Annotated in this window: 13 protein-coding genes; 11 read left to right on the top strand and 2 right to left on the bottom strand. The window is 54.3% G+C overall.

Going from position 1 to position 12,827, the window contains the following annotated elements:
* Nucleotides 1-13 precede the first annotated feature (13 nt).
* Entirely contained in the window at nt 14-913 is a 900-nt protein-coding gene (locus tag Q8O73_RS02605) for an SMP-30/gluconolactonase/LRE family protein (RefSeq protein WP_305554501.1), read from the top strand.
* 65 nt (nt 914-978) lie between these two features.
* Here the strand turns inward: Q8O73_RS02605 and Q8O73_RS02600 are convergent, their stop codons facing one another.
* Nucleotides 979-1,743 (bottom strand): 2-keto-4-pentenoate hydratase, encoded by a 765-nt coding sequence (locus tag Q8O73_RS02600; RefSeq protein WP_305554498.1) that lies wholly within the window; start codon nt 1,741-1,743, stop codon nt 979-981.
* A gap of 286 nt (nt 1,744-2,029) precedes the next feature.
* Between Q8O73_RS02600 and kdgD the strand changes: the two genes are divergently transcribed.
* The 5 genes from kdgD to Q8O73_RS02575 all read left to right on the top strand — a co-directional run bounded on the left by kdgD (nt 2,030) and on the right by Q8O73_RS02575 (nt 6,898).
* Nucleotides 2,030-2,959: a 5-dehydro-4-deoxyglucarate dehydratase gene (kdgD, locus tag Q8O73_RS02595; protein ID WP_305554495.1), complete on the top strand. Its 930-nt coding sequence runs from the start codon at nt 2,030-2,032 to the stop codon at nt 2,957-2,959.
* Nucleotides 2,960-3,161: 202 nt separating this feature from the next.
* Nucleotides 3,162-4,154, top strand: coding sequence for a TRAP transporter substrate-binding protein (locus Q8O73_RS02590; RefSeq protein WP_305554492.1), 993 nt, complete (start codon nt 3,162-3,164; stop codon nt 4,152-4,154).
* 81 nt (nt 4,155-4,235) lie between these two features.
* Nucleotides 4,236-4,781: a TRAP transporter small permease gene (locus tag Q8O73_RS02585; RefSeq protein WP_305554489.1), complete on the top strand. Its 546-nt coding sequence runs from the start codon at nt 4,236-4,238 to the stop codon at nt 4,779-4,781.
* Between the two features lie 6 nt (nt 4,782-4,787).
* A complete protein-coding gene (locus tag Q8O73_RS02580; RefSeq protein WP_371135029.1) occupies nt 4,788-6,068 on the top strand; it encodes a TRAP transporter large permease in 1,281 nt (426 codons plus the stop codon).
* 35 nt (nt 6,069-6,103) lie between these two features.
* The gene (locus Q8O73_RS02575; protein ID WP_305554483.1) at nt 6,104-6,898 is read left to right on the top strand and encodes an NAD(P)-dependent oxidoreductase; all 795 of its coding nucleotides are present in this window, start codon (nt 6,104-6,106) and stop codon (nt 6,896-6,898) included.
* A 62-nt stretch (nt 6,899-6,960) separates the two neighbouring features.
* Here the strand turns inward: Q8O73_RS02575 and Q8O73_RS02570 are convergent, their stop codons facing one another.
* Nucleotides 6,961-7,872: a LysR family transcriptional regulator gene (locus Q8O73_RS02570; protein WP_305554480.1), complete on the bottom strand. Its 912-nt coding sequence runs from the start codon at nt 7,870-7,872 to the stop codon at nt 6,961-6,963.
* A gap of 346 nt (nt 7,873-8,218) precedes the next feature.
* Between Q8O73_RS02570 and Q8O73_RS02565 the strand changes: the two genes are divergently transcribed.
* The 5 genes from Q8O73_RS02565 to Q8O73_RS02545 are packed head-to-tail and all read left to right on the top strand — an operon-like array spanning nt 8,219 to nt 12,818.
* Nucleotides 8,219-9,427: an ABC transporter substrate-binding protein gene (locus Q8O73_RS02565; RefSeq protein ID WP_371135028.1), complete on the top strand. Its 1,209-nt coding sequence runs from the start codon at nt 8,219-8,221 to the stop codon at nt 9,425-9,427.
* A gap of 4 nt (nt 9,428-9,431) precedes the next feature.
* Nucleotides 9,432-10,235 carry an ABC transporter ATP-binding protein gene (locus tag Q8O73_RS02560; RefSeq protein ID WP_305554474.1) on the top strand — a complete coding sequence of 268 codons (804 nt, stop codon included), beginning with the start codon at nt 9,432-9,434 and terminating at the stop codon, nt 10,233-10,235.
* A complete protein-coding gene (locus Q8O73_RS02555) occupies nt 10,228-10,938 on the top strand; it encodes an ABC transporter ATP-binding protein (protein WP_305554471.1) in 711 nt (236 codons plus the stop codon). Before Q8O73_RS02560 ends, Q8O73_RS02555 begins: the two co-directional genes overlap by 8 nt.
* 7 nt (nt 10,939-10,945) lie before the next feature.
* Nucleotides 10,946-11,833, top strand: coding sequence for a branched-chain amino acid ABC transporter permease (locus Q8O73_RS02550; protein ID WP_305554468.1), 888 nt, complete (start codon nt 10,946-10,948; stop codon nt 11,831-11,833).
* Nucleotide 11,834: 1 nt separating this feature from the next.
* Nucleotides 11,835-12,818, top strand: a complete 984-nt coding sequence (locus tag Q8O73_RS02545; RefSeq protein ID WP_305554466.1) for a branched-chain amino acid ABC transporter permease — start codon at nt 11,835-11,837, stop codon at nt 12,816-12,818.
* The last annotated feature ends 9 nt before the right edge of the window (nt 12,819-12,827 follow it).

Here is a 12,827-nt window from a genome sequence, read left to right as displayed (position 1 = left end):
ACAGGGTTCCGTCATGTCGCCGATTTCCGCAAATACGCCTGAAATCAACATTCTGGTACAGGCGCGTTTTGAACTGGGCGAATGCCCGAACTGGGATGCTGCCAATAACCGTTTGTTGTGGGCCGATATTCTGGGTCGCAAAATTCATGCGGTGTCCTTGTCCGACGGGATGCGGCAAAGCTGGCAATTTGACAGCGAGGTTGGCTGTTTTGGTCTGACGGATCGTGGGCGGTTTGTCATTGCCCTGCGCAAGGATGTGATTCTGTTTGATCCGATCAGTGGGGCACAGGAAAAAATCGCCGAAATTGATGCCGGTAATGATATGAGCCGGACCAATGATGGCAAAATCGGCCCGGATGGCGCATTCTGGATCGGCACGATGGATCAGAATGTTGAGAAAAAGCCGGTGGCGTCAGTATATCGCGTGACCGGAGATGGCACGGTGGAGCACAAGATCGGCGGGGTAAAAATCTCCAACGGGCTGGCTTGGGGGCCGGATGGCAAGGTGATGTTCCATTCGGATTCGCGCGGGCCGTGGGTCAATCGTTGGGATTTTGATGCTGCGACCGGCGCTATTTCCAACTGTACCCGTTTTCTTGATCTTGACGATACGCTGGGCCGACCCGACGGGGCGGCGGCCGATATGGAAGGCTGTTACTGGAGTGCCGGGGTATCGGCAGGCAATCTGAACCGCTTTGCGCCGGATGGCACCCTGTTGCAATCCATTGCCTTGCCTGTGCCCAGCCCGACCATGCCCTGTTTTGGCGGACCGGATATGAAAACAATTTTTGTGACCAGCCTGACAGAAAATTACAGTGCCGAAAAACTTGATGCCTTTCCGCTGGCCGGATCGGTGTTGAGTTTGCGGGTAGATGTTCCCGGTGTGCCGGTTCATAAATTCCGCGAAGCCTGAGCATCATCGAAAAAGACCGGCACCCGCAAAAGGTGCCGGTTTTTTGATGTGATGGATGGGGCAGGTTATTCTGGGCGGAGGGTAAAACGCACGGTGCCCAACCCGTCAAAGCGGGCCTCCATCACCCCGGAGGCAGCAAGGGTCGGCGTGGCGCAGGCACCGGTGGTGATGACATCGCCGGGTTTCAGATATTCGCCACGCTTTGCCAGAAATCCGACAAGATATACCAACCCTGCCAGAGGATCGGGCCATTGGCCCGGATCGTCATTGCGGGCCAGCAAGGTGTCATTGCACCATGTTTCAACCAGACCGCCGGTAAAATCCCCCTTGCGCCAGCCGGTAATTTCATCGCCGACCACCAGATAGCCGGTGGCGTTCAAATCCGCTAATGTGACCATCGGTGATGGTTTTTCGACAAAACGGCGATCTGCGATTTCAATGGCAAGACGCGCACTGGCGACATATTGGCCGATGGTGGCGATACTGACATCGGCGGGCGGGGTTGCCCCGATGATCAGAACAATTTCAGCCTCGATATTGGGGAAATGAAACCGGCTGGCGGGCATTTCGCCGCCGTTCTCGACAACATGCCCGGCCAGAATCGGCCCAATCAGCGGTCCGTCAATGCCCAGTTTTGCCTGGGCGGCAGGTGTGGCAACCGCCAGTTTCCAGCCTTCGATTTTTTTGCCGGTCCGGATCAGGGTTTCTTTTTGAATGGTGTAAGATTCTTCAAAGCTTTGCGGGGTGGCGCTGTCGGGCAGGGAGGTCAGAAGCCGGTGGTTTGTAAAGGCATTGGCAAGCTGGGTGGCGGCGGTTGTGATATCGGACATCTGATCGGCCTGCTTCCTGAAAAAAGGGTTTCTGCCGGTCACGCTACAGCCTGTTTTTTAAAAAGTCATCATATCAATAAACGACTCCTGGTCCGGGGAGCCTGTGAGCAGGGCATCAGGGATATAAAATTTCCCTGATGCGGCATTGGAAAGCAAGTATTCCTTTGATTTTAAAAGAGTCTTATGTCGAGTTTGAAAATACCAATAATATGATTGACCAATTGATATGATGAATTTATAAAATTCCCTACATTACTTTCCGGCTTCGCAAATTGAGGGATATTCCATGCATTATCAGGACCTGAAGACAGCCATTGGCGCAGGTTTGCTGTCGTTTCCGGTCACGCCGTTTACGGGCGACGGTCGGCTTGACCTTGATACTTATCGCACCCATGTCGCATGGCTGGCGCAATATCCGGCAACCGCATTATTTGCCGCAGGCGGGACCGGTGAATTTTTTTCGCTGACCCAGGGTGAAGTTGTTGAAACGGTGCGGGCAGCCAAGGATGTTGCCGGGAAAACCCCGATCATTGCCGGGTGTGGTTATGGCACCGAAATGGCGGTTGAGCTGGCACAGGCATGCCAGAAAGCCGGGGCGGATGGCCTGTTGCTGTTGCCGCAATATCTGATCGGTGCCAACCAGCAGGGCCTGTATGAACGGGTCAAGCGCGTCTGCCAGTCGGTTGATATCGGCGTTATTGTCTATAACCGCGACAATTCGATCCTGCTGGCCGATACACTTGCACGGTTGTGTGATGAATGCCCCAATCTGGTCGGTTTCAAGGACGGTCATGGCGACATCGAACTTGTCACCCGTGTTTGCACGGTGATGGGCGACCGGCTGAGCTATATCGGTGGCATGCCGACGGCCGAAGTTTTTGCCAAGGCTTATATGGCGGCCGGTGTGACCACCTATTCCTCGGCGATCTTTAACTTTTTGCCGAAGCAGGCACTGGAATTTTACGACGCCCTGCGGGCCGGTGACAATGCGACGATGGACCGTATTCTGGTGGAATTTTTCTATCCCTATCTGGCCATTCGTGACCGTGGCACGGGCTATGCCGTATCCATTGTGAAGGCTGGAATGCGGGTGATCGGGCGCGATACCGGCCCGGTCCGGTCGCCTTTGACCGATCTGAGCGACGAAGAACATAAAATGTTGGCCGATGTCATTCGCAAGGCCTTTGGGGCCGCTGCACTTGCCGCTGCCGCATGATTGAAGACCACCCGGCAGGCGCGTGCTTGCCGGGTGCCGTTTCCTTTGGAGCCAAAATAAAAATCAGGCCCGCAAATTTGTTTCGGAAAACGTAAAACGCCGTCTTGTAATTACAAGTTACAAGTCGTAAGGTTTTCTGACAACAAGAGCCCCCGCAAGGGGAAGGTTAAAAAACCACAACACGTCACGGGAGGACTACCCAATGAATTCCTATTTCAAAACCACAACCTTGACATTGGCCGCAGCGGCCCTGTCCGTTTCCATCGCCGCCGGGGCTCAGGCCCGCGAATGGCGCGGCTGGAACATCCACCCGCCGGGATATTCGGTTTCCGAAGGCATGGAAGAATTTGCCCGTCTGATCAATGAAAAATCCGGCGGCAGCCTTGAAAGCAAGGTTTACCACAACGCGGTTCTGGGTGATCAGCCCGATGCGATCCAGCAGGTCCGCCTTGGCGGTCTGGACTGGGCGGTTTTCAATATGGGGCCGATGGGCGAAGTGTCGCCATCTGCCAATATTGTGTCGCTGCCCTTTATCTTCAAAAGCGTTGATGCCATGCACGGCATCATGGATGGCCCGGTTGGCGAACGCATTTCAGAAGGTCTGGTCGAAGCCGGTCTTCAGCCGCTGGGCTGGTTTGATTCGGGTGCGCGGTCTTTCTACAATACCCAAAAACCGATCAATACACCCGACGATGTTAAAGGCATGAAATTCCGTGTCATGAGCAACGACCTTTATGTCAACATGGTTGCGGCCCTTGGCGGGAATGCCACCCCGCTTCCCTATGGCGAAGTGTTCCAGTCGTTGAAACTGGGGGTGATCGACGGGGCGGAAAACAATTATCCGTCCTATGATTCGTCCGGCCATTTTGAAGCCGCGAAATACTATTCGGTGACCGAACATCTGATCTTGCCGGAATGCCTGTGCATGAACAAGGCGCTCTATGACAACCTGAGCGACGATGAAAAGAAAATCGTTCACGAAGCCGCCGAAGCTTCGGTAACCCTGCAACGCAAATTGTGGGCCGAAGGCGATGAAAAAAGCAAAGCCAAGGTTCTTGCCGCTGGCATCGAAATTAATGAAATCGCGGACAAAACTGCGTTTCAGGATGCGATGAAACCGGTTTATGAGCAGTTCCTTGCGGCCAATCCGGATCTTGCCGATCTGGTGCAGGCCACGCTGGACGCCCAGAAATAATCCGGGCACAGTCAAGGGGCGGCGGGGTTCTCGCCGCCCTTCTTTACATTTGTTGTTTTGAATTTTTCCGGGCGGTACGGAATGCTGACGCAAATCACCCGATTGCTGGATCGTCTCGGCGCGGTTCTGGCCAAAATTCTGATTCTGATCGGCGGTATCGCGCTGGTTCTGCTTATTCCCATTTTCGGCTGGATGGTATTTGGCCGCTATGTCCTGAATGCGACCCCGACCTGGGTGGATCAGGCCTCGCTGGTGCTGATTGTTCTGATTACCTTTCCGGTCGCGGCCGCCGGTTTTCGCGATAACAGCCATCTTGCCGTCAGTTATATCCGGGATTCCTGCCCGCCGCGTATTGCGGCTGTGCTTGCTGTCATCAGTTATATCGCGATGACGGTATTTGGCTATTACATGTTGCAAGACGGTATGAAACTGGTGGCGTTTAACTGGGCTAAAACCATGCCGATCATTCGCATTTCCGATGGCTGGCGTTCTGTCCCGATGGCAGTTTGTGGGGCCGCCATTTGTTTTTACAGCGTCGTGCATATTCTGAAAATCATCACTGGTTGGAAACAAATTGCGCAAAGCCGCTATTACAGTGACGACATGTTTGACGAGAGGTCCGAATAAATGGGCATGACTATTCTGCTGGGCCTGTTTGCCATCGGTATTCTGATCGGCATGCCTGTTGCGATTTCCCTTGGCGTTGCCGCCCTTGCGGCCTTTTTTTACGAGGGTTTGCCGACCCTGATTGCATTTCAGCGCATCGGGTCTGGCGTCAGTACCTTTTCCCTTTTAGCCATTCCGTTTTTCATTTTTGCCGGTGAACTGATGTTGCATGGCGGGATCGCCAACCGGTTGGTGCAATTTGTCACGGCCCTGATCGGCAGTCGCCGGGGCGGACTTGGCATTGTGAATGTATTTTCATCGATGCTGTTTGGCGGCATTTCCGGATCGGCGGTGGCCGATACGTCGGCGCTGGGTTCGATCCTGATTCCGGTGATGAAAAAGGAAGGATACCGCGCCGATTATGCCGTCAATGTCACCGTGACATCCTCCATTGCCGGGATTGTCATTCCGCCCAGTCACAATATGATTCTGTATGCCGTTGCGGCAGGCGGCGGGATTTCGATTTCGCAACTGTTCATGGCCGGGATGGTGCCGGGCATCATCATGTGTCTGTTTTTGATGATTGCGGCCTGGGCGGTTGCGGTCCGGCATGGCTATCCGTCGGTGCCCTTTCCGGGCTGGCGGGTTGTTGGCATTACGGCACTTGGCGCGATTCCGGGATTTTTTACTGCTGTCATCATTGTTGGTGGCGTTCTGAGCGGCATGTTCACTGTGACGGAATCCGGTGCCATTGGTGTGATTTATGCGTTGGTGATCACGACGCTTGTCTATCGTGAACTCAGTTGGGCCGGGTTTGTTGCTGCGGTCAAACAGGCCAGCAAGACCACGGCGCTGGTGATGATCCTTGTTGGCTGTGCCAGTGCTTATGGCTATATGCTGGCGTTTTATCAGGTGCCCGATGCGCTGGCGTCTTTCATCACCATGATCACCGACAATCCGTTGATGGTGTTTCTGCTGATCAACATCATGTTGCTGATTGCCGGTATGATCATGGATATGGCGGCCCTGATCCTGATCTGTACGCCGATATTTTTGCCGCTGGCGGTCAGTTTTGGCATGGACCCGGTGCAGTTCGGCATTGTTCTGATGATGAATTTGGGGCTGGGCCTGTGTACGCCGCCGGTGGGGTCGTGTCTGTTTGTCGGCTGTGCAATTGGCGGCATCAAAATTGAACAGGCCGTGCGGACCATCTGGCCATTTTATCTGGCTATTCTGGTCGCGCTGGCGCTGACCACCTATGTTCCGGCGGTTTCGTTGATGTTGCCGGATATTCTTTTCGGATCGTGATGTCATCCGTTTGATACAAAAAACAGGAAATTCTTATGAAACGACTTCTTATCACCGGGGCTGCCGGTAATCTGGGCAAAATCCTGCGCGAGGGATTAAAGGGCTATGCCGATATTTTGCGATTGTCCGATATTTCCGATATGGGGCAGGCCGGGCCGGGCGAGGAAATCGTCACATGCGATCTGTCGGATCGTGCCGCTGTGCATGAATTGACCAGGGATTGCGATGGTATTGTGCATCTGGGCGGCATTTCGGTCGAGGCGGCCTTTGACGATCTGTTACAGGCGAATTTGCTGGGCACCTATAATCTGTATGAAGGGGCCCGCAAAAACGGCGTCAAACGGGTGATGTTTGCCAGTTCCAATCATACCATCGGGTTTTATGACCGCACCACGTTGCTGGATGAAACCGTCACCCTGCGCCCCGACAGCCTTTATGGAGTTACCAAATGTTATGGCGAGGCACTGGCAAGTTATTATTACGACAAGTTCGATCTGGAAACGGTCAGTGTGCGCATTGGGTCGTGTTTCCCCGAACCGTTGAACCGCAGGATGTTGTCCACCTGGATGAGCCCGCGCGATTTTGTCTCGCTGATTCAGGCGATTTTTGATGCCACCATGACCGGCCATCTGGTGATGTATGGCGTATCGCCGAACAAAAGTGTCTGGTGGAATAACGACCATGCCGCGTTTCTGGGCTGGAACCCGCAAGACAGTTCCGAGAAATTCCGCGCCGCGGTCGAAGCCAAATTCCCGGCCGAAGACCGGCAGGACCCGGCTGTGATCTATCAGGGAGGCCCTTTTGCCGCCAACAGGCATTTTGAAGACTGAAGCATTTCCACGACTGCGAACCTGGGCCCGTCTTTTGGCGGGCCCTTTGTTTTTGGGGTGGTTCAGGGCAAAAGGCCTGCCCCTAAAAACAGGTCGCGGGCCTTGATGGTTTCGGTGCGCAGGAAATCGGAAACCAGCCGGATGCGCGGTGCATTGACAAGATCCTGATGGGTTACCAGCCAGTATTCGCGGGTCAGATGGATGTCCATCGGCAGGATCGGGATCAGATCGGCATGACGACATGCCATGTAATAGGGCAACACACATAGCCCGTAACCGGTCTGTGTCGCCTTCATCTGGGCATAAATGCTTGAACTTTGATAGGATGCCCGCAATCCCGATGAAATTTCGCCCAGATAATCAAGGCCGGGGGTAAAGATCATATCCTCGATATAGCCGATAAAGGGATGTGCCAGCATTTCCGCGCGCATCGTAATGGGGGCATGGCGCGCCAGATAGGATTGTGCGGCATAGACAAACAACCGGTAATCCGTGATTTTTTCGCAGCGATACCGACCGGCCTTGGGCATATGCAGCAGGACCGAAATATCGGCTTCACGGCGCGACAGCGACATGATCTGCTGAATGGTAACAACATCAATCGACAGATTGGGGTGGGTCTGTGCAAAAAAGGGCAGGCGATCCGCCAGAAAAAAATTCCCGAATCCTTCCAACATGCTGAGCCGTACCGCCCCGGACAGGGCCGCGGCCCCATCCGACACGGCATTATGCAATTTATTGGCCTCGCGTTCCATGTCTTCGACGGTCGATAACAGTTTTTCACCAACCGCCGTCAGGACATATCCCCGCGGATTGCGTTCAAACAATTTGGAACTCAGCGCCAGTTCCAGACGGTCGATATGCCTTGATACCGTAGCGTGACTTGTCCGCAACATGCGTGCGGCATTGGAAAGCTGGCCGCTGCGGGCGACCGCCAGAAAATATTGCAGGTCATCCCATGAAAAATTGCGCATCACACTTCTGATCATATTTGCACAAATAATGTCCAAGAATATCTATTCTTGTACGCAACTGTCAATGTTAGCGTCCACAGATGCACATTTGATGCAGATAATAAAGTCGGCATGCGGAACCCGTAATGACCGGCACCCATCAGGGAATGCTATCTGGACGACGTAAAAGCGGCACTTCAAAATAAAAAACGCCGCAGGAGGGATTGGATCATCACAACATTTTGCCCCATGCCCGTCAGGGTGTTTGGGGTCGGCATGACGACCGTCGTCGCGGATGATCGGGCCTGATGATCAGGCGATGGCAATTTCTTAAAAACCAAAAAAAACTTATCAAGGGAATATGGAAATGAAAAATCTGGCTTTCGCGTCTGCGGCCATTCTGGCGGCAGCGGCACTTCCGGCCCATGCGGCGGGTATTTCGGATGACGTTGTCAAAATTGGTATTCTGAATGACCAGTCCGGTGTCTATGCCGATTTCGGCGGCACCTGGTCCTATGAAGCCGCGCTGATGGCGGTTGAGGATTTCGGCGGCACTGTCTTGGGTAAACCGGTTGAGGTCATCACAGCGGACCATCAGAACAAACCGGACGTGGCCGCCAATATCGCCCGGCAATGGTATGACGAGGAAAATGTCGATACCATCATGGAGCTGACCACATCGTCGGTCGCCCTTGCCGTTCAAGGGATTTCCAAGGAAAAGAAAAAAATCAACATGGTCACCGGTGCCGCAACCACCGAACTGACCGGTGCCCAGTGTTCGCCCTATGGTTTCCACTGGGCCTATGACACCCATGCGCTTGCCGTCGGGACGGGTGGTGCGTTGGTGGAGCAGGGCGGGGATAGCTGGTATTTCCTGACAGCCGATTATGCCTTTGGTTATTCGCTTGAAGAACAGACATCGAAATTCCTGAAATCAAGCGGCGGTACGGTTCTGGGCGCGGTGCGTCATCCGCTGGCATCGACCGATTATTCGTCGTTCCTGCTTCAGGCGCAGGCATCGGGGGCCAAGGTTATTGGCCTTGCCAATGCCGGTCTTGATACGGCCAATTCGATCAAACAGGCGTCGGAATTTGGCATTGTTGCCGGCGGTCAGCGTCTGGCGGCCTTGCTGTTTACCCTTGCCGAAGTGCATGGTCTGGGTTCCGAAGCGGCACAGGGCCTGACCCTGACCGAAGGTTTTTACTGGAACCGCGACGATGAATCCCGCGAATTTGGCAAACGTTATTTTGAACGCACCGGTCGTATGCCCAACATGGTGCATGCCGGGACCTATTCGACGGTGACCCATTATCTGAAATCGATTGAAAAAGCAGGAACCGACGAAACCGAAGCCGTGGCAGACGCCATCCGGTCGATGCCGGTGGATGACGTGTTCGGACGTGGTGGCACGGTTGCCGCAAATGGCCGGATGATCCACGATATGTATCTGCTGGAGGCAAAGGCCCCAGCCGATGTTTCCGAACCGTGGGATTATTTCAAGGTTCTGGCAACCATCCCCGGCGATCAGGCCTATATCAAACCGTCAGAAAGCGGTTGCCCGCTGGTTTCGCAGTAAACCCATGACGATTGCCGGAGCTTTGCAACAACCCGGTAATCCCCAGGACGCAACGGGGGCACAGGTGGTTCTTTCCGCCCGTGACCTCCGTCGCGACTTTGGCGGCTTTACTGCGGTCAATAACGTCAATCTTGATGTTCACCACGCCAAGGTGCATGCGCTGATCGGTCCGAATGGCGCAGGCAAAACCACTGTTTTCAATCTTTTGACCAAATTCTTGCAGCCGACCAGTGGCAAGATCACCCTGATGGGGCACGACATCACCAAAACCGCCCCGGCCAAAGTGGCGCGGATGGGGTTGGTGCGGTCGTTTCAGATTTCGGCGGTCTTCCCCCATCTGACCGTGCTGGAAAATGTGCGTGTTGCCTTGCAACGTCCAAGCGGCCTGTCGGTGCAGTTCTGGCGTCCGATGAGCGCGCTGGACATCCTTAATGACCGGGCGATGGAACTGTTGACCTCGGTCGGGCTGGAAAAGGAGCACAATACCCACGCCGCCGATCTTTCCTATGGCCGCAAACGGGTTCTGGAAATCGCCACCACCCTGTCGCTGGACCCCACGGTTTTGCTGCTGGATGAACCGATGGCGGGGATGGGGCAGGAAGATGTGGGCATGGTGGCCGACATCATCCGCGAGGTTGCCAAAACCCGGGCGGTTTTGATGGTTGAACATAATCTGAAAGTCGTCGCCGATCTGTGTGATCACATCACCGTCCTGCAACGCGGGGAAATTCTGGCCGAGGGGGATTACGATACGGTCAGCAATGACGAGCGCGTGCGGATTGCCTATATGGGGACAGACCATGACTGATCAAAGCCCTCTTCTGTCCGTCAAAGACCTGCACGCCTGGTATGATGAAAGCCATGTTTTGCATGGGGTCAATCTGGAAGTTGCACGGGGCGAAACCGTGACCATTCTGGGCCGCAATGGGGTTGGCAAAACCAGCACCCTGCGCGCCATTATGGGTATTATGCGCAAACGCATCGGCGATATTCATTTTGACGGGCAGGATCTGATGCGCCTGCCATTGCATCATACCGCCCGGACCGGCATTGGCTATGTGCCCGAGGAGCGCGGGATTTTTGCCACCCTGACGGTCGAGGAAAACCTGATATTGCCGCCGGTCGTTTCAAAGAACGGCATGTCGGTTGCCGAAATTTATGACCTTTTCCCCAATCTTTTGGAACGGCGGACCAGTGCGGGCACCAAATTGTCGGGTGGGGAGCAGCAAATGCTGGCGATGGCACGGATGCTGCGGACCGGGGCGCAAATGCTGATCCTTGATGAACCGACCGAAGGTCTGGCACCGGTGATTGTGCAGCGGATTGGCGAAGTTCTTCAAACCCTCAAGCAACGCGGCATGACCATCTTGCTGGTGGAACAGAATTTCCGATTTGCCAGCAAGATCGCCGACCGTTTCTATCTGATGGAACATGGGGCGGTAACAACCGGCTTTGACGTTGCTGATTTGCCCGATCGCATGGATATGCTGCACGAGGTTCTGGGAGTTTGAAAACGCCATGACAATGATTTTTGGAATTCCACTTCAGGCGTTTCTCGGACAATTGCTGGTCGGGCTGATCAATGGCTCGTTCTATGCAATGCTGAGTCTTGGCCTTGCGATTATTTTCGGCCTGTTGCGCGTTATTAATTTCGCGCATGGTGCCCAATATATGATGGGGGCCTTTGCCGGGTTTCTGTTGTTATCGTGGCTGGGCATCAATTACTGGTTCGCACTGATCCTTGGTCCGGTAATCGTCGGGTTAAGCGGTGCAGTGGTGGAACGTTTCGCGCTAAGCCGTCTTTACAAGCTGGATCATCTTTATGGCCTGTTATTCACCTTTGGGCTGGCTTTGGTGATCGAGGGCGGGTTTCGCTATTTTTACGGATCGTCCGGGCAACCCTATGCCACCCCGGCCTTGCTGAGCGGCGGGGTCAATCTGGGCTTTATGTATATGCCAATCTATCGGGGCTGGGTGGTGGTGGCATCGCTTGTCGTGTGTATTGGCACATGGCTTTTGATCGAAAAAACCAAATTGGGGTCCTATTTGCGGGCCGCGACGGAAAACCCGGTTCTGGTGCAGTCTTTTGGCATCAATGTGCCGTTGTTATTGACGCTGACCTATGCATTGGGGGCTGGGCTTGCTGCCCTTGCCGGGATTTTGGCCGCCCCGATTTATCAGGTCAGCCCATTGATGGGCAGCAACCTGATTATTGTTGTGTTTGCGATTGTCGTCGTGGGCGGCATGGGATCGATCATGGGGGCGATTGTGACCGGCTATATGCTGGGCATTCTTGAAGGCCTGACCAAGGTCTTTTATCCCGAGGCGTCCAACATCGTGATCTTTGTGATCATGGCCATCGTTCTTCTAGTCCGGCCTGCCGGTCTTTTTGGTCGGGATGCGTGATATGACGGAACTTACCTTGAACAAACAGCAAGATTTGCAGGCACAACGCATTCAACTGGGCCTTCTGGCCGTGGGGATTGTGGCCCTTGTGATTGTGCCGTTCTTTTTGTATCCGGTCTTTTTGATGAAGGTGTTGTGTTTTGCGCTGTTTGCCTGCGCGTTCAACCTTTTGCTGGGATATACCGGGCTTTTGTCCTTTGGCCATGCCGCGTTTTTTGGCGGGGCGTCGTATTTTACCGCCCATGCGATCAAGGAATGGGGATTCCCACCCGAAGCGGGTATTTTGGTCGGAGTTGTCGGGGCGGCGTTTCTGGGACTGGTGATGGGCTTTTTTGCCATTCGCCGACAGGGCATCTATTTTGCGATGATCACACTTGCCCTGGCGCAGATGTTTTATTTCTTCTGCGTTCAGGCCCCGTTTACCAAGGGTGAAGACGGGCTTCAGGCTGTGCCGCGCGGGTATTTTCTGGGCATTGTCGATCTTGGTCAGCCGTTGAATATGTATTTCTTTGTGTTGATGGTTTTCATGATCGGGATTTTTATCATCTGGCGGATCATTCATTCGCCGTTTGGCATGATCTTGCGATCCATCCGCGAAAATGAAAACCGGGCCATCTCGCTGGGTTATTCGGTGCGGGCTTATAAACTGGGGGCTTTTGTCATGTCGGCGGCGCTGACGGGGCTGGCCGGGGCGGTCAAGGCGCTGGTGTTTCAGTTTGCCACCCTGACCGATGTGGCATGGCAAATGTCGGGTGAGGTCATCCTGATGACGCTTCTGGGCGGGATCGGCACCATTTTTGGTCCGGTGATCGGGGCCGGTTTTGTTGTGACGCTGCAAAATTATCTGGCAGCGTCGGGCTTTCCGGTCACGGTTGTTACCGGCCTGATTTTCATGGTGTGCGTGTTGTTGTTCCGTCGCGGCATTGTGGGCGAATTCAACGCATCGCGTCTTGGGGCCCGTCTGGGCCTGCGCAGCAAAAACTAAAAGGATCGG

Origin of the sequence: Thalassospira sp., from assembly GCF_030690045.1 — a bacterium.
Classification (GTDB): domain Bacteria; phylum Pseudomonadota; class Alphaproteobacteria; order Rhodospirillales; family Thalassospiraceae; genus Thalassospira.
This window is presented reverse-complemented; position numbering and strand designations above follow the sequence as displayed.